The sequence below is a fragment of the Lactimicrobium massiliense genome, from assembly GCF_900343155.1.
GTDB lineage: Bacteria > Bacillota_I > Bacilli_A > Erysipelotrichales > Erysipelotrichaceae > Bulleidia > Bulleidia massiliensis.
Genome location: NZ_OUNG01000001.1, coordinates 604332 through 621694, shown reverse-complemented (window position 1 = coordinate 621694; position 17363 = coordinate 604332). Strand labels below are relative to the sequence as shown.

Annotated in this window: 17 protein-coding genes and 1 pseudogene; all 18 read left to right on the top strand. The window is 50.6% G+C overall.

The window, feature by feature from the left end:
• The first annotated feature begins 33 nt into the window (after positions 1 to 33).
• The 18 genes and pseudogenes from ftsE (at position 34) to rlmH (ending at position 17363) form a co-directional block, all read left to right on the top strand.
• Positions 34 to 726, top strand: coding sequence for a cell division ATP-binding protein FtsE (gene ftsE / locus DHU66_RS03000; RefSeq protein WP_108774385.1), 693 nt, complete (start codon positions 34 to 36; stop codon positions 724 to 726).
• The gene (gene ftsX / locus DHU66_RS02995) at positions 716 to 1612 is read left to right on the top strand and encodes a permease-like cell division protein FtsX (protein ID WP_108774384.1); all 897 of its coding nucleotides are present in this window, start codon (positions 716 to 718) and stop codon (positions 1610 to 1612) included. Before ftsE ends, ftsX begins: the two co-directional genes overlap by 11 nt.
• 42 nt (positions 1613 to 1654) lie before the next feature.
• A complete protein-coding gene (locus DHU66_RS02990; RefSeq protein ID WP_108774383.1) occupies positions 1655 to 3250 on the top strand; it encodes a S41 family peptidase in 1596 nt (531 codons plus the stop codon).
• Positions 3243 to 5225, top strand: coding sequence for an excinuclease ABC subunit UvrB (gene uvrB, locus DHU66_RS02985; protein ID WP_108774382.1), 1983 nt, complete (start codon positions 3243 to 3245; stop codon positions 5223 to 5225). Before DHU66_RS02990 ends, uvrB begins: the two co-directional genes overlap by 8 nt.
• A gap of 9 nt (positions 5226 to 5234) precedes the next feature.
• Positions 5235 to 6412, top strand: a pseudogene (locus DHU66_RS02980) (pyridoxal phosphate-dependent aminotransferase).
• The gene (locus DHU66_RS02975; protein ID WP_108774381.1) at positions 6412 to 6897 is read left to right on the top strand and encodes an Lrp/AsnC family transcriptional regulator; all 486 of its coding nucleotides are present in this window, start codon (positions 6412 to 6414) and stop codon (positions 6895 to 6897) included. Before DHU66_RS02980 ends, DHU66_RS02975 begins: the two are co-directional and overlap by 1 nt.
• 104 nt (positions 6898 to 7001) lie before the next feature.
• Complete coding sequence (rpsF, locus tag DHU66_RS02970; RefSeq protein ID WP_108774380.1) at positions 7002 to 7301, top strand: 30S ribosomal protein S6; 300 nt, start codon at positions 7002 to 7004, stop codon at positions 7299 to 7301.
• Complete coding sequence (ssb, locus tag DHU66_RS02965) at positions 7301 to 7798, top strand: single-stranded DNA-binding protein (protein ID WP_108774379.1); 498 nt, start codon at positions 7301 to 7303, stop codon at positions 7796 to 7798. Before rpsF ends, ssb begins: the two co-directional genes overlap by 1 nt.
• Before the next feature lie 13 nt (positions 7799 to 7811).
• Positions 7812 to 8042, top strand: coding sequence for a 30S ribosomal protein S18 (rpsR, locus tag DHU66_RS02960; RefSeq protein WP_108774378.1), 231 nt, complete (start codon positions 7812 to 7814; stop codon positions 8040 to 8042).
• 59 nt (positions 8043 to 8101) lie between these two features.
• Entirely contained in the window at positions 8102 to 8809 is a 708-nt protein-coding gene (locus DHU66_RS02955) for a DUF554 domain-containing protein (RefSeq protein ID WP_108774377.1), read from the top strand.
• An 89-nt stretch (positions 8810 to 8898) separates the two neighbouring features.
• Complete coding sequence (locus DHU66_RS02950) at positions 8899 to 9831, top strand: DUF2232 domain-containing protein (protein ID WP_108774376.1); 933 nt, start codon at positions 8899 to 8901, stop codon at positions 9829 to 9831.
• Positions 9828 to 11801 carry a GGDEF domain-containing protein gene (locus DHU66_RS02945; protein ID WP_108774375.1) on the top strand — a complete coding sequence of 658 codons (1974 nt, stop codon included), beginning with the start codon at positions 9828 to 9830 and terminating at the stop codon, positions 11799 to 11801. The genes DHU66_RS02950 and DHU66_RS02945 overlap by 4 nt, the downstream gene beginning before the upstream one ends.
• Positions 11785 to 12234 (top strand): 50S ribosomal protein L9, encoded by a 450-nt coding sequence (gene rplI, locus DHU66_RS02940; protein WP_108774374.1) that lies wholly within the window; start codon positions 11785 to 11787, stop codon positions 12232 to 12234. Before DHU66_RS02945 ends, rplI begins: the two co-directional genes overlap by 17 nt.
• Entirely contained in the window at positions 12234 to 13604 is a 1371-nt protein-coding gene (dnaB, locus tag DHU66_RS02935; protein ID WP_108774373.1) for a replicative DNA helicase, read from the top strand. The genes rplI and dnaB overlap by 1 nt, the downstream gene beginning before the upstream one ends.
• A complete protein-coding gene (locus DHU66_RS02930) occupies positions 13601 to 15124 on the top strand; it encodes a peptidoglycan DD-metalloendopeptidase family protein (protein ID WP_108774372.1) in 1524 nt (507 codons plus the stop codon). The genes dnaB and DHU66_RS02930 overlap by 4 nt, the downstream gene beginning before the upstream one ends.
• Complete coding sequence (locus DHU66_RS02925) at positions 15114 to 15947, top strand: MBL fold metallo-hydrolase (protein ID WP_108774499.1); 834 nt, start codon at positions 15114 to 15116, stop codon at positions 15945 to 15947. Before DHU66_RS02930 ends, DHU66_RS02925 begins: the two co-directional genes overlap by 11 nt.
• Positions 15859 to 16890 carry a S1C family serine protease gene (locus DHU66_RS02920; protein ID WP_108774371.1) on the top strand — a complete coding sequence of 344 codons (1032 nt, stop codon included), beginning with the start codon at positions 15859 to 15861 and terminating at the stop codon, positions 16888 to 16890. The genes DHU66_RS02925 and DHU66_RS02920 overlap by 89 nt, the downstream gene beginning before the upstream one ends.
• Positions 16887 to 17363, top strand: coding sequence for a 23S rRNA (pseudouridine(1915)-N(3))-methyltransferase RlmH (gene rlmH / locus DHU66_RS02915; RefSeq protein WP_108774370.1), 477 nt, complete (start codon positions 16887 to 16889; stop codon positions 17361 to 17363). Before DHU66_RS02920 ends, rlmH begins: the two co-directional genes overlap by 4 nt.

The following is a 17363-nucleotide window of genomic DNA, read 5'->3' as shown; positions in this document are numbered from 1 at the left end:
TGGTAGAATACCTTAGCATTACCGGAGGTTGCTATGATTGAGTGTTCACATGTATATAAAAGATATAAAACCGGGACCAATGCTCTGTATGATATCAATCTTTCCATTGCCCAGGGAGAGTTTATCTATGTCATTGGCCCGACCGGGTCAGGAAAATCTACATTGATCCGTATTCTGGATGGCGAGATTGTGCCTACCAAGGGTACAGTCAAGGTTGTCGGCATTGATGTCGGCCATCTGAAGAACCGTCAGGTGCCGATTTACCGCCGCAATATCGGTGTCGTTTTCCAGGACTATAAGCTTTTGCCGCAGAAAACAGTGGCAGAGAATGTGGCCTATGCCCTTGAGGTCATCAATCTGAAAAAGAAGATGATTAAAAAGAGAGTGGCAGAGGTGCTGGAAGTTGTTGGACTGAGTGAGAAGGCAAATGCTTTTCCGCGCGAGCTTTCCGGCGGTCAGCAGCAGCGTGTGGCCATTGCCCGGGCGATTGCCAACCGGCCGAAGGTGCTGATTGCGGATGAGCCGACCGGCAACCTGGATCCGGCCAAGAGTGAGGAGATCATGGAGCTGCTTGAGAAAATTCATGATGAATATGGCACGACAGTGATGATGGTGACGCATGATCTGACAATCGTCAACAAGTACAGAAGACGTACGGTTGTTCTGGAGCATGGCCATATTGTGGCCGATCTTGCGGAAGGAGGCTATGTCCAGCATGATCAGTAGACCGATTAAAGAAGGTGTCCGCGGTGTTGGCAGACACTGGGCAATGGCGCTGTCCAGCTCCATTGCTGTTACTATTACCCTGATTATTATTTCTCTGTTTATGCTGTTCATGGTCAATGTGCGTCAGTTTACGACCAATGTGGAACAGGGGATGGAAATCTCAGTCATGATTGACTGGGACCATGAATCCCAGGCAGATGAGGATGCTCTGAAGGCACAGATTCAGTCGCTGGACGGCATCAAGAGTGTGCGTTTTTCATCCAAGGATGAAGAGCTGCAGTATTATATTGATCAGTTTGATGATGAAGAGACAAAGAAGGCAGTGGAGTCGCTTGTACAGGACAATCCGATGCATGATGCCTTCTATGTGGAAGTGATGGATGGTGATGATATTGCTTCCATCGCTGACAGGATCAAAGCGATGGATGGGGTTGCCAGTGTCAACTATGGCGGCTCTTCTACTATGAATATGGTTGCGGCCATGAATACAGTCCGCAAGGGCGGCACAATTCTGGTTGTGGCTCTGACCGTGCTGGCGATCTTCCTGATTCAGAATACGATCAAGCTGACCATCTATGCCCGTCAGGATGAGATTACGATTGAGCGTAATGTTGGTGCGACCAACCGCTTCATCCGTTCTCCGTTTGTGGTTGAGGGTATCATTATTGGTGCTATTGGTGCTCTGATTCCGATTGCCCTGACAGTTTGGGGATACCGCTATGCCTGGAAGCTGACCGGCGGCTATCTGATCTCGAATATGTTCCATCTGGTTCCGCCGATGCCATTTACACTGTATCTGTCTGTGGTACTGCTTGTCATTGGCATACTGGTTGGTCTGATCGGCTCCTATCTGTCCGTGACGCGCTATCTGAAATGGAAACGATAAGACCCGGTGCATCCGGGTTTTTTCGGATATAGAGGTAATTGCATGAGTGAAAATCAGGATAACAGGGATATACAGCAAAAGCAGGCGGAAAATACGCCGGCAGAAGGCGGCGGGGCTGACCAGGATGATCTGGTTGTGACGATCCCGCTGAAACGGCATCTGTGGCCGGATGAAGCTGCATTAAAGAAGGAAAAGAAGAAGACAAAGAAGCTGAAAAAGCTCTGTATTGTTCTGAGTGTGGTGTTTCTTGCGGGCGGCTGGTTTGGAGGTTCTTTGCTGCCGCTGCCAAAGACCGTGAGCCTGCGTTATATGATTCAGAGTGCTTTTGGTCTTTCTTCTGAGAACAAGGTGGATGAAGTGCGGGATATCATGGAGAATTCCTGGTATTGTAGCAAGGATATTTCAGATCTGGATGATCGCCTGACTGATCAGGCGATCAGGGGCATGACGGACAATGACGAGGATACCCATACGGAATATATGTCGAAGGAAGAAGAGGCTGACTTTGTGCAGTCGATCAACCGCAATTATGTCGGCATTGGTGCCCAGTTCATCATGTATTCTTCCCGGGCTATGGTTACAAAGGTATTCAATGGCTCCCCGGCGGAGCAGGCTGGTTTACAGGCAGGGGATATCATCGCTGCGGCCGATGGCAAAAGTATGACTGGCGCTGACAGTTCCGCCATCAAGGAAGCGATTCAGGGGGAAGAAGGCAGCCAGGTTGTGCTTGGCATTGTCCGGGATGGACAGAGTCAGGATATTACGATCACCCGCGGGGCTGTTTCGGCAACCGCTTATGCCAGAATGCTTGATGACAATATGCTGTACCTGCAGCTGTATCAGTTTGGGGATTCTACCGCCCAGGATGTTAAGAATGACCTGGATTCTTTAATTGGAGATCAAGACAGTGTCTCGATGATTCTGGATCTGCGCGGCAATGGCGGCGGCTATCTGAACTCTGTACAGGCACTGGCATCACTCTTCCTGAATGAGGGTGATGTCATCATGAAGCAGGAATTCACCGATGGCACTTCGACTTCCATTACGGCTGACAAAGGTAAGTATGAGCAGATTCATCATATTGTGATTCTGGTCGACAGCGGCACGGCATCCGCGGCGGAAGTATGCACGCTGGCCCTGAAGCAGAACCGGGATGATGTGACAGTTATTGGCAAGACAACCTATGGCAAGGGCACGGTGCAGACAACAACCGAATTCCAGGATGGCTCTGCCCTGAAGTATACCAACAGCCGCTGGCTGTCTCCCGATGGCACCTGGATCAACGGCATCGGCATTACACCGGATCAGGATGTGGATCTGGATGAGGCGCTGACCATGACGTATCCATCCATGAACGATGGTGACAGCTATGGGGTGGATTCTGTTTCGGATGTTGTGAAGGCTGTACAGACAGTGCTGAAGTACTTTGGCTATGATCCGGGCAGAACAGATGGCTATTTCTCGCAGGATACGCTGGAAGCATGGCATGCCTTTGAAAATGATCATGGTATGCAGCAAAGTGATGTGATTGATTATACAGGCTATATGAATGCGCTGGCTGAGGTGACTTATGACTGGGCAACCAGCACTGCCCATGACAGTCAGCTGGCGGCCGCAAAGGAGGCGCTGCATGGATAATTCACATCATTTTGAGCTTGTGTCATCATTCAGGCCGACTGGTGATCAGCCCGAAGCCATTGATGCCCTTTGCAAAGGCCTGAAGGAAGGAAAACAGGAACAGGTGCTGGAAGGTGCCACCGGGACCGGCAAGACCTTTACGATGGCCAATATCATTGAACGGATGGACCGTCCTACGCTTGTGTTTTCCCACAACAAGACGCTGGCTGGTCAGCTGTATGGTGAGTTCAAGGAACTGTTTCCCCATAACCGGGTGGAATTTTTTGTCTCAAACTTTGATTACTATCAGCCTGAGGCGTACATGCCAAAGACGGATATGTATATTGAAAAGACGGCTTCGGTCAATGATGAGCTGGACATGTTCCGTGAATCAGCCCTGAATTCATTGCTGGAGAGGCATGACACGATTGTGGTTGCTTCGGTTGCCTGCATTTATGCTGCCTCTGATCCAAAGCAGTACAAGGATATGTTCATGACGATCCGGACAGGAGAATCCTGGCCGCGTGATGCTCTGCTCCGCAAGCTTGTGGAGCTGCAGTATACCCGCAATGACGTGGAGCCCTCCCGCGGTACCATGCGGGTGCGCGGAGATACGATCGATCTGACCCCGTCATGGACGGATCAGTTCTGCATCCGTATTGAAATGTTCGGCGATGAGATTGACCGCATCACGGAGATTGATCCCCTGACCGGACATATTCAGAAAGCCTATTCTTTCTATAATATCTTCCCGGCAAGCGGCTATGCCCGCTCCAAGAGCCAGATGCTGCGGGCCTGTGATGAGATTGAGGCAGAACTGGAAGATCGTCTGAAATATTTTGATGACAAGGGCAAGATGCTGGAGAAGGAACGTCTGGAGCAGCGCACCCGGTTTGATCTGGAAGCGCTGCGGGAGAATGGCTACTGCTCGGGTATCGAGAACTATTCGATGCATATTGATGGCAGGAAGCCGGGCCAGCGGCCATGGAATCTGTTTGATTACTTCCCGGATGACTATATGATGTTTGTGGATGAAAGCCATGTGTCTCTGCCGCAGATCCGTGGTATGTACAATGGCGACCGTCAGCGCAAGGAAACGCTTGTGGAGTATGGATTCCGGCTGCCAAGTGCTCTGGAAAACAGGCCGATGCGCTTTGATGAGTTTGAAAAGATCCGTCCCCAGGTCATTTACTGCTCGGCAACACCGGGTGATTATGAGCTGGCGGAGACAGATAATCAGGTTGTTGAACAGATTATCCGGCCGACTGGTCTGCTGGATCCTAAGATCAGTGTACGGCCGACCCATGGCCAGGTGGATGATATCTGCCTGGAGCTGGATAAGCGCATCCAGCGCAATGAGCGTGTATTGATTACAACACTGACGGTGCGCATGGCGGAGGACCTGACGTCTTATCTCAAAGAGAGAAATTACAAGGTATCTTATCTGCATCATGAAACCAAGACCCTGGAGCGTACCGAGACGATCCGGCAATTGCGGCTTGGCAAGATTGATGTGATTGTTGGTATCAATCTGCTGCGTGAAGGACTGGATATTCCGGAGGTTTCGCTTGTATGCATTCTGGATGCGGACAAGGAAGGATTCCTGCGTTCCAAACGGTCGCTGATTCAGACGATTGGCCGGGCTGCCAGAAATGAGAATGGCGAAGTGATCATGTATGCTGATACGGTGACAGAGTCAATGTCAGAGGCAATCAGTGAGACAAACCGGCGCCGCTCGATTCAGGAAGCCTACAACCAGGAACATGGCATTGTGCCCCATACGGTCAGAAAGCCTGTCAGTGAGGCAATCCGCGGCGTGGAGACTAAGGAGATGGCAGCGAAGTATCTGTCACATCATGCCAAGGTGAACAAAAAGGACCGCAAGACAATGATTGCGGATCTGGAGAAAGAGATGAAGGAGGCTGCCAGATCACTTGATTTTGAGCGGGCAGCAGAACTTCGTGATATGCTGTTTGAGATAAAAGCAGAGGAGTGATGAGTAAGGATGGATTACGATAAGATTATCTGCGACCGGGCAAAGAATATGCGGCCGAGTGGGATTCGCAGATTCTTTGATCTGGCTGCTGATATGCCGGACTGTATGTCGCTTGGTGTCGGTGAGCCTGATTTTCAGACGCCATGGAATATCCGGGCAGCTGCCATTGATTCTCTGGAGGCAGGTCATACCAAGTACACGTCCAATGCCGGTCTGAAGGAGCTGCGGGAGGGGCTGAGCAGCTGGCTTGCCCGGCATTATGATCTGCATTATCCCCCTGAGGATTTCCTGATTACGGTAGGAGGATCAGAGGCTATCGATCTGGCAATCCGGGCTCTGGTGGCACCGGGGATGAGGTGATCATTCCGGAACCGTGCTATGTTTCCTATGAGCCGATCACTACGCTGACTGGCGGGGTACCGGTGCATATTCAGACAACGGTAGAGAATTCTTTCCGGGTAAGTGCGCAGCAGATCAGGGATGCTCTGACCCCGCGTACAAGATTACTGGTGCTGTCCTATCCAAATAATCCAACCGGTGCCGTATTAAGGCATGAGGATCTGGTGGCAATTGCGGATGTGCTGAAGGATACCGATGTGATTGTGCTCGCCGATGAGATTTACTCAGAACTGACCTATGGGACAAAGCATGAATCGATTGCACATATTCCGGGAATGCAGGAAAGAACGATTTATGTCAATGGCTTCTCCAAGACATGGTCGATGACGGGTTGGCGGCTTGGTTATGCCTGTGGGCCGAAGCCTTTGATCAGCGTGATGACAAAGATTCATCAGTCATGCATCATGTGTGCGCCGACAACATCGCAGAATGCGGCTCTGACAGCCTTGTTTGACTGCGATGATGAAGTGCAGACCATGCATAATGAATATGACCGGCGTCGTCAGTACTGTGTGCGCAAGCTGAATGAGATGGGGCTGAAGACGTTTGAGCCGGAAGGCGCATTCTATGTATTCCCGGATATTTCTTCTTCGGGCATGTGCTCAGAAGAATTCTGTGAAAGACTGCTGAAGGAGCAGAAGGTGGCCATTATTCCGGGCACTGCCTTTGGCTCATGCGGTGAGGGATATGCGCGTATTTCGTATGCCTACAGTCTGCGCCACCTGCAGGAGGCAATGAAGCGTATTGCATGCTTTTTGGATGATCACAGGAAAGAGAGGACAAACTAATGGATACATTACAGCTGCTGCACTGCCTGGAGAATGATCCGGCTGCTTCCGTCACGGATCTGGCGGATATTCTCAATGAAAAGCCTGAGGATGTTGCCGGTGAAAAGGCACGCCTTGAGAAGGAAAAGGTGATCTGTGGCTATCATACGGTCATCAACTGGGATAAAACCGATGAGGAACATACGGAAGCGATCATTGAGGTTGCGGCAAAGCCGGAACGGGGACGCGGATATGACCGTATTGCTGAGAAGATTGCCCGGCTGCCGGAAGTTACGGATCTTTATCTTGTCTCGGGCAAGAGTGAATTCCTGGTCATGGTGACCAACCGTACAATGCGCCAGGTGGCAGAGTTTGTCGGCCAGAGACTGGCGCCGATTGATGGTGTACAGTCCACCGTGACATGTTTCCTTTTGAAGAAGTACAAGGTGGACGGCATCGCCATGGAGTTTGAAGAAGAGGGCGATGACCGCATTCAGATCTCCTGAAAAAACAGTGGACATGCCTGCCTGCAAATGGTAATATATTCCGGCGAGTGGGTTTTCCGCTCCTTGCCAGAAATGGCCGTTTAGTCCAGAAGGAGGTGTACACAATGAAAAAGTATGAAGTCATGTACATCATCAATGCATCTGTAGAGGAAGACAAGAGATCTGCACTGATCAGTGATCTGAATAAGATCATTACAAATCAGGGCGGCAAGGTCGTCAAGACAGATGAATGGGGCATGCGCGATTTCGCATACCGTATTGATGATATGACAAAGGGTTATTATGTCGTTTCCGCTTTTGAAGCTGACAATGCCTGCGTGAAAGAATTTGACCGTCTGATGCGCATTAACCCGAATGTCGTTCGTTACCTGATCACACGCGACATTGCCGCGGAGGCCAGATAATGATTAACAGAGTGGTTCTGGTTGGCAGGCTGACCAAGGATGTTGAGGTCCGCAAGACGAATTCCGGTCTTTCTGTTGCACAGTTTACGGTAGCGGTTGATCGTCGGATGTCGCGTGACAGCAATGGTCAGCAGAGCGCGGATTTTGTGCCGTGTGTTGCCTGGCGTCAAAGTGCCGATTTCCTTGGCTCTTATGCGAGAAAAGGAAATCTGGTTGGCGTAGAGGGCCGCATTCAGACCAGAAACTATGATGACAAGGATGGCAAAAAGGTCTATGTGACCGAGGTTGTCTGTGACAATGTACAGCTGCTGGAGAGCAGGAAGAGCCGTGAGGCTGCCGGTTCCTATCAGCAGAGCAGTACTCCGTCTTATGGAAGTTATAACAACAACGCACAGCCGTCCTTCAATGAGCCGGCAAAGCAGAATGATTCTGCTTCCGGTGACGATTTCAAGAACGGGGATTCACTGGTGATTTCCAGTGATGATCTGCCATTCTAAAGGAGAAAGCATAATGGCATTCAGAAAGCAGAGAATGGGCCGCAGAAAGGTATGTTATTTCACAAAGAATAACATCAAGTATATTGATTACAAGGATGTTGAGCTCCTGAAGAGATTCATCTCTTCCAACGGCAAGATTACACCGCGCCGTGTAACAGGAACCCGCGCCAAGTATCAGCGCCAGCTGGCTGTTGCAATCAAGCGTGCACGTCAGATGGCTCTGCTGCCTTACGTAGAGGACTAATGATTTGAAAAGCCTTGAGAAATCAAGGTTTTTTGTTTTCTGGCAGAAGGAGAGTGCATATGGCAGGACTTGGTACCTTGATCAATGCTCTGGCGATCATTGCCGGCGGCATCATTGGCATGGTGTTTGGCAAAAAGATACCGGAGCGCATGCAGGAAACGCTGTTGAAAGTCAATGGGACAGCGGTGCTTTTTATCGGCATCGGCGGTGTTATGAGCAAGATGCTTACGATCAAAGATGGTGTTGTTAATACGCAGGGCAGCATGATGATGATCGGTTCTCTGGCCATCGGGACAGTTGTGGGAGAACTGCTGGATCTGGATGGCTGGATGCACCGGTTTGGCGTCTGTCTGCAGAAAAAGACGGGCAATGGCAGTGACAGTCATTTCATTGAGGGGTTTGTCAGTGCTTCTTTGACGGTGTGCATCGGTGCCATGGCCATTGTCGGTGCCATTGCGGATGGCATCGATGGCAATCATTCCGTTCTGTTTGCCAAGGCTGTCCTGGATCTGATCATTGTCATGGTCATGTCTGCTTCTCTTGGCAAAGGGTGTCTGTTCTCGTTTATTCCGGTTGTCATCCTGCAGGGCAGCGTTACTCTGCTGGCAAAGCTGATTGCGCCGCTGATCACCACCGCTGCCTTGAATAACATATCCTATGTTGGTTCCGTACTGATCTTCTGTGTGGGGGTGAACCTTGTCTTTGACAGCAAAATCCGGGTGGCAAATATTCTGCCGGCCATCCTTGTGGCGGCATTGTGGCCATAATGCGCATTGATATAAGGGCAGTGAGCAGCCGTGCTATAATAACTGACAGCCAGAGGGATGTGTTTCCTGGCTTCTGGATTTGAATTCATATGAATCATAACGTTAGAAAACTGACAGACGGCGCCATGATGGCAGCTATCCTTGGCGTACTTATTCTCATTGACCGCTGGACCGGCGGTTTCTTTGAAGGCACCGCAGTGTTTCTGCTGCCATTGCCGATGGTATTCTATGCTGCCCGCTATGGCATCAGAGACAGCTGGGCGGTATTGGCTGCGATCTGCATTCTGTGCATCGTGCTGGGCACACCGCAGTCATTGTTTTACATGGCTTCGGAGTCCTTCATCGGCATGGTCTATGGCGATGGCATCAGACGGGGCACTGGTACAAGCTGCCTGCTGATGCGGACGATGGCCCTGGGGGCAATTGCAGACACGCTTTCAATGGTTGTGTTTGCTTCCTTCTTTGGCTATGATATGGCCGGTTCGCTTGCCCAGATCAAAGATGTATTCAATCAGGTTGGCACGCAGATGGGGGTTTCCTTCAATGACATCATGAATTTGGACAGCCTGGCCAGAGAAATCTTTATATTGGCGGCTGTGCTGTCAGGTGTGCTGGAAGGATTTGTGACCCACATGCTTTCCCGGATCATGTTAAAGCGGCTGCATTATCCGCTGCCGCCTTCTACACCGCTGCGCGATTATTATCCGCCCAAATGGACCGGTTATGTGGCGCTTGTCGGTGTGCTTGCCTATTTTTATGCCATGCGCAGTACGGGCATAAGCGAAACTGTGCAGGCCGTGTGCATGGGCCTTGGCCTGGCGGGCTATTACTATCTGGATCTGTTTGCCGTGATTGGTCTGACAGTCTGGGCAAGAGCCCGCAATCCGCATATCTCTAAATGGATTGCACTGCCGATTGTTATGCTGGTGATGATCATGAGTATGCTGGGAGCTATGTTTGGCTTTGTCTATATTTCAACGGATATGCATCAGAGCATGCTGGCGGGGAGGAATCAGTCATGAGAGAGAAACTGGTGCGGCTGAAACGGCTGATGGCCATCGTAGTGGCTGTGCAGCTGGGTATCTTACTACTGCTTGCCTTTGTGTTAGAGCAGAATATTGTAGGAGCTCTGATCATTCTGATCACAGAGGGCGCCTTTGTCTATTATCTGTTTGACAGCTTTGAAGACATCTATGAAGAGCAATCATCCGGGGTGCGCTCAATCCTGGGCTCCAGTTCCCAGGAAGCGTTCCTGACCGGTGGGATTGGTCTTGTCATTTATGATGATCAGTATCGTATCACCTGGATGAGCGATCTGTTTCAGCAGCGCGGCATTGACCGCGTTGGTGACAGACTTACTGCCTGGGTGCCGGAAGTTGGCAATCTGCTGTCCGGCGATCAGGATACATGTATGGTTGTTCTGGATCAAAGAGTCTATGAGATCAGGCGCAAAGAGGATGCGCCGATCATGCTTTTCCGTGATATCACTGAGATTACAGCGTACAAGACGCGCTGCGAGCAGGAACAGGTTGTCATTGGCATGGCGTCGTTTGACAACTATGATGAAAGTATTCAGTTTGCGGATGAAGCGGAGGCAGCCAACATCAATGTAGCGGTACGAACACCACTGATGGAATACTGCCAGGCACATGGCATCCTGATGAAGCGGGTGACCAACAGCCGCTATCTGCTTGTTCTGAATGAGAAGATCTTTCAGGAAGTGGCGGGTGATCATTTCAGCGTCCTTGCAAAAGTGCGCAAGGCTGCCCAGAAGCAGGAAGTATCCATTACGCTGTCAATGGCTTTTGCCAGAGGAACTGCGGACTTTGAGGAACTTGACAATATGACTTCCACTTTGATGGATCTGGCGCAGACAAGAGGCGGTGATCAGGTGGCAGTGCAGTCCAGCGGCGGTGAAGTGCATTATTTTGGCGGGTCCAGTGAGGCAGCCGAAAAGCGCAGCCGGGTGCGGGTGCGCGTTATGAGCAATACCCTGCGCGGTTTGATTATGAATTCTTCCAATGTCATCATTGCCTGTCACAAGAATGCGGACTTTGACTGCATGGGCAGTGCGCTTGCCTTAAGCCGCATGGTGCAGGCACTGCGCAAACCGGTATGCATCATTGCCAAAACCGGCGGGATTGAGGAAAAACTTGGGGCAGCCATGCTTGCCCATAAGCAGGAATTGCAGGATGAAGTCAGCTTTGTGACTGAATCAGAGGCACTGAATCAATTGCGCAATGACACTCTGGTCATCATGACGGATCATCATAACGTTTCTCAGTCCAATGGTGCCAGGGTAGAGGAGGCAGCGAAAAAGGTTGTGGTCATTGATCATCACCGGCGTTCTACGGACATGGGTGTCAAACCGGTGCTTGTGTATATTGAGGCTGGTGCTTCCAGTGCCAGTGAGCTGGTGACAGAGATGATTCCGTATGTATCTACCAAGACGGATCTGTCTGAGCTGGATGCAACGTTTATGTTAACGGGTATGACGATTGATACGGATCACTGGCATGTGCGCACCGGGGCGAGAACGTTTGATGCAGCCAGTGCTTTGCGCAAATATGGGGCTGATCCGCAGATGTCCAATGAATGGCTGAAGGACACATACAGTGAGTTTGCTCTGAAGAGCAGTGTGATTGCCTGTGCAAAGCAGTACGAACCGGGGATTCTGATTGCCGCATATGACAGTCAGAAAATGACGCGTTCTCTGATGAGCCAGGCAGCAGATTCTCTGCTGGAGATTCAGGGTGTACAGGCTGCCTTTGTGGTGGCGGATGATGACCATGGCCAGACATGCATTTCGGCCCGCAGTGCAGGTAAGATCAATGTACAGCTGATCATGGAGAAGATGAATGGCGGCGGCCATATGACCGCGGCTGCCGTCCAGCGCAGGAATACTTCAGTTGCAGTGCTTGAAAAAGAGCTGGAAATGGCGCTGGGCGAATATCAGAAAGAGGAGGAAAGTGACGATGAAGGTAATTCTTAAGCAAGATGTTAAAAAAGTCGGAAAAAGAGGCGAGATTGTGGATGTCGCCGATGGATATGCCAGAAACTTTCTGATGGCAAGAGGTCTTGCAGTGCCGCAGACGGCCCACAGCATGGAAGTGCTGCATGAACAGAAGGAAAAGGAAGCTGAGCTGGAGGCAGCAAAGAAGGCTGAGGCTGAAGAGACGGCAAAGAAGCTGGAAAAGATGGAGCTGCGCTTTCAGGTAAAGGCTGGCACGGAAGGCAGAGTGTTCGGCTCTGTTTCTACCAAACAGATTGTGGAGCAGCTGCGCCGTCAGGGCATTAGTATCGATAAGCATAAGATCCTGGATACATATCCGATTTCTTCGCTTGGCGTAACCAAGGTCAGAGTGGAGCTTTACAGGGGTGTGATCGGTACGATCAATGTCCATCTGTTCGGGAGTGAGCAATAATGGCAAAAGTGCTGCCATCGGCGCCGGAAGCAGAAGCGAGTCTGCTTGGCACCATGATGGTCTATCCCAATGCGGCCAGACTGGCAATGGAAGAGGGACTGTCCGGGGATGATTTTTTCCTGGAAGCCAATCGGAATATTTTTATTGCGGCCAGTCAGCTGTATCAGGAAGGCAGTCCGATTGATCTGGCAACGGTATCAACACGTCTTTCAGATCAGAATGTGCTGGAGAAAAGCGGCGGCATTGCGTATCTGACCCAGCTGGTAGATGCCTCTGTTACCAGCTATAACACGAAGAACTACATCAATCTGATCAAAGACAAGGCTTTGATGCGCCGCATGATTGAAACGGCGGCCAGGATTGCCGAAGATGGCATGGAAGGTCAGACCAGTGTAGATGACTATCTGGATGCAGCTGAAAAGCAGATTCTGGAAGTATCTCATAATCGCCGGGCAGGTGAGTTCAAGTCTTCCCAGGTGGTCATGAATGATGTGCTGGCCAATATTCACAAGATGGCAGAGGCTCACAGCAATGTGACCGGCATGAAGACTGGGTTTGAAGCATTGGATAATACATTGCATGGCTTTCAGCGCGGAGATCTGATCATTATTGCGGCGCGTCCTTCCATGGGAAAAACGGCGGTGGCGCTGAATGTGGCGATGAATGTGGCAATGTACCAGCCGGATGCGGCAGTGGCGCTGTTTTCGCTGGAAATGGGGGCTGAGTCCCTTGGCATGCGTATGCTCAGTGCCAAAAGCGGCATCAAGGCTGATAATCTCAAGACCGGCCAGCTGAGTGATGATGACTGGAACCGGGTCAATGAGGCAGCAGGTGAGTTGCGCAGCGCACATATTTACATTGATGACAATCCGATGACCAAGGTGGCGGACATTGCATCTAAGGCAAGACGTCTGCAGGCAGAGCACAAGGGCGGGCTTTCCCTGATTATGATTGACTATATTCAGCTGATTACCGGGGACAGGCGCAATGCGGGTGAAAACAGGCAGCAGGAAGTTTCTGATATTTCGCGCGGTCTGAAGAATGTTGCCCGTGAGCTGCAGGTCCCGGTGATTGCTTTGTCACAGCTGAGCCGTACGGTTGAACAGCGTGAGAACAAGCGACCGATGCTTTCTGACCTGCGTGAATCCGGTGCAATTGAACAGGATGCCGATGTGGTCATGATGCTGTACCGTGATTCTTATTACAATGAGGCAGCCAAGGAAGAGGCGGAAAAGAATAACAGCGAGCAGCTGGAGATTAATATTGCCAAGCACAGAAATGGTGCTACCAGGAAGATCATGCTTGCCTTCCAGGCGAATACCAATGCCCTGTTCAATATCAGCGGGCAGACGGAGCCGGAAGAACAATGAAGCACTTCTGGTCTGTGACAGCCTGCCTGCTGGCAGCAATTGGCATTGTGATGGTCTCTTCTTTGCTGTCTCCATCCATTGGTGCAAATGTGAATCTGGCTTCCACCGGTCTTTTTTCGCAGTCTGTCACAGCCATTCATCTGCATCCATCCACACAGTATGTTCTCTATGACGGTGCTACCCGGATCGGTGTTCTTTCTTCCCGGGAAAAGCTCGATCATTTTCTGCAAAAGGAATATGAGCATGGTTATGCAGAATCTTTTCCGGATACGTCTTTGTCTCTGGGAAAGGATCTCTATCTCACGCGGGAGCAGTCTTACTTTTCCTACCGCAATGCGGATGAGGATATCTTTTCCTATCTGAAGGAGAATCATCTTTTTTCGATCGGTGCTGTGAAGGTTACCATGAGCGGTGATGATAGCATCAGTGGCCAGATCTATGTCACTGACAGAGAGCTGTTCCTTCAGGCACTGCATTCTTTTCTGGAATTGTTTGTCAGCAGTGATGATCTGGACCGCTTGGAAAGGGGGCAGACTCTGCCCGCGCTCAGTGAGCCAGGCGAACAGACAACGGGTATTGCCATTGGTCAGAAGATCACCTATGCCAAGGCTGCTGCACCGGTGGATGAAGTCATGACCAGCACGGATGAGGTATTGAACTGGCTGGAATATGGACCGGCCCCGGAGAAAACGTATTATACGGTAGAAGAGGGAGACAGTCTTGCCGGCGTTGGGGCAAAGAATGGAGGGCTTTCTGCCCGTCAGGTCATGATGCTCAATAAGGATGCGATATCGGATCCTCATCAGTATCTGACACCGGGGCAGAAGCTGAATGTGACCTATCTTTCTTCTGCGTTGACAGTGACGGTAACAAAGGCGCGGCTGGTGAAGGAAGAGGTTCCTTTTGCGACGCATTATATAGAGGATGAAACCGTAGCACCCGGAAGCCGGAAAGTGCTGCAGGAAGGAGTTAGCGGTGAGCGCAGCGTTCTCTATCAGGAGACGTGGACCAACGGTGTTCTGATCAAGGGCAGCTATGTTTCAGAACGTGATGACAGGCAGGCTGTGGATGAGGTCGTAGCTGTGGCGCCGGGAGAGGCAGGAAAACTTGGCACAGGCAATTTCATCTGGCCGGTGGACAATGCGGCGATTGCCTGCGGCTGGGATGACTACAGCGGCCATAAAGCATTGGATATCATCAATGTGTACAACTGCTATGGCGATGTCAGGGCTGCTGATGCCGGCATTGTCGAAGCCAATGGCTATGACCAGAATCGTGGCAATTATCTCGTGATTGACCATGGCAATGGTCTGTATTCTTGCTATGGCCATCTCAACGAGGCATCTTCTCTTCCTGCGGGCAGCACCGTACAGCGCGGCGAAGTGATCGGTCAGATCGGTACCAGCGGCAATGCCACTGCACCGGCATTAAGCTTTTATATCAGTGTCCAGCAGCCGGACAATGCGCAGAATCCATGCGACGGCTATCTGGACTGTACGGGGTATGTATATGAGAATTGATTTACTGGCAAGTGGTTCAAAAGGCAATGCCTGCCTGGTGCGGGATGGCACAACCTGTATCTTGATTGACTGTGGCTCAACAAAGAAATATTTGTTTTCTGCTCTGGCAAAGGTTGGTGCAGATCCAGATGAGATTGATGCGGTATTGATTACACATGATCATGCGGATCATGTATCACAGATCCGCCATTTTGCGGATCATACGATCTATTCACCTGTGGAGATTCCGGACATTGAGACGCTGCATGTGCAGGCAATGAAGCCTTTCGTGATTGAAACACTGAAGATTACACCGATTGCTCTGAGCCATGATGCTCCGCATACAACCGGCTATATCTTTGAAAATGGCAGTGAAAAGCTTGTGTATGTGACCGATACAGGATACGTTTCCGAACGGTATTTCGCCTTGATGAAGGGGGCGGATACTGTCATAATGGAAAGCAATCATGATGTGGGCATGCTGATGAGGACAAGAAGGCCGCAGTATGTCAAAGCCCGCATCTATTCTGATGAAGGACATCTGTGCAATGAGGACTGTGCGGCTGTACTGGATGCGGTCACTACTGAAAATACAAAAACGATTTTTCTCGCTCATCTGTCACAGGAGGGCAATACAAGAGAGAAGGCACTTGCTGTCAGCAGTGATTTACTGCTGGCGCATCATCATGACCTGAACCGCCGTCTGGTGGTAGCAGCTGCCGGTCAGTTCGAAATACTGACCAGGGGGGATACGGATGAAGAAATGGATTACGGGACTGTTTATCGTGCTGTTGGCATGGAATGCGGGACTGACCTATGTCCTGACCAGAAAAACAACATCTGAAAAGAAAGATACAGCCCAGGAACAGAGTGAATATACACTGACTGACTACACATCTGATCTGTCCGCAATGGTTGCCAATGTGCGCGCTTCGGTTGTCCAGGTTGTCTCCTCAACAAGAGGGTCTGGCGTGATCTTTGGCTCAGATGAGGGCAATGCGTACATCGTAACATGCAAGAGCATTGTCAATGACAATGATGCTGCATCCGTTTATTTTGATTCGGGAGTGGAAATTGACGGTACGGTCATCGGCAGAGATGATGGCACGGGTATTGCCGTGATCAAAGTGCCGGTTTCTTTCGCGGTAACTGTCTTTACCAAAGGTGATTCCGACAGTGTGTCCGCTGGTGAGTATGTCAGCTCTCTTTCCGGCCGCAATCCGGATACCGGCAGGATGGGAGTTGCCTTTGGCACAGCTTCTGATGCCGGTATGGGCAGAGTCACATCCTCAACCTTGTGGCATGCGCAGCTGATTGAAACGGATATCCGTCTGGCCAATTCTGCCATTGGCGGACCGCTGTGTGATGGCGGCGGAGCACTGCTTGGCATGATGCTGGACAGTGTGGAAAACGGTGAAACAAGCCGCAGCTATGCAATCGGTGTTTCAGATGTACAGAAAGCTTATGATGAAATCTTAAAGGACGGCAGTGTGAGCAGAGGATGCCTGCCGATAACAGGCATCAACCTTTCGGATCTGCGCCAGTATCAGAAGAGTGAACGTGGATTGAATCTGGACTCTTCCAAGGGGATTCTTGTGAATAGTGCTGGCGGCAGTGCACAGGATATTCTGCAGACCAATGATGTGATTGCTGCGGTGAATGGAACACGTACAGACAATCTCAAGGAACTGCGATCTGTGCTGTACGATTGTGCAAGCGGCCAGGAGCTTTCTCTGACCATCATCCGGGATGGCAGTCAGATGGATGTGAGTGTGATTGCCGAATGATCCGCATCATTGCCTGTGGAAAGATGAAAGAAGCCTGGATGCGGGACGGCACACAGGAATATGTCAAACGCATCCGTCCGTATGAAAAGATTGAGCTTGTGGAAGTGGCTGATGAAAGAGCACCGGAAACAAACAGTGATGCCGAAAATGAACTTGTGAAGCAGAAAGAAGGGGAACGCCTGCTCAAACAGATTCATCCGGATGAGTATGTGATTCTGCTGGATCTGGCCGGCAAAGAGTGGACCTCACCCCAGATGGCAGACTATCTGGATAAGCTGTATACTTCCGGACACAGTAAAATTGATTTTGTGATTGGGGGATCGCTGGGACTGTCCAAGGATGTCATTGCCCGCAGTGATTACCGCTGGAAGCTTTCGGCCAATACCTTTCCCCATCAGATCTGCCGGATTCTCACTCTGGAACAGATCTATCGGTGTTTTCGGATTCTGCATCACGAACCGTATCATAAATAA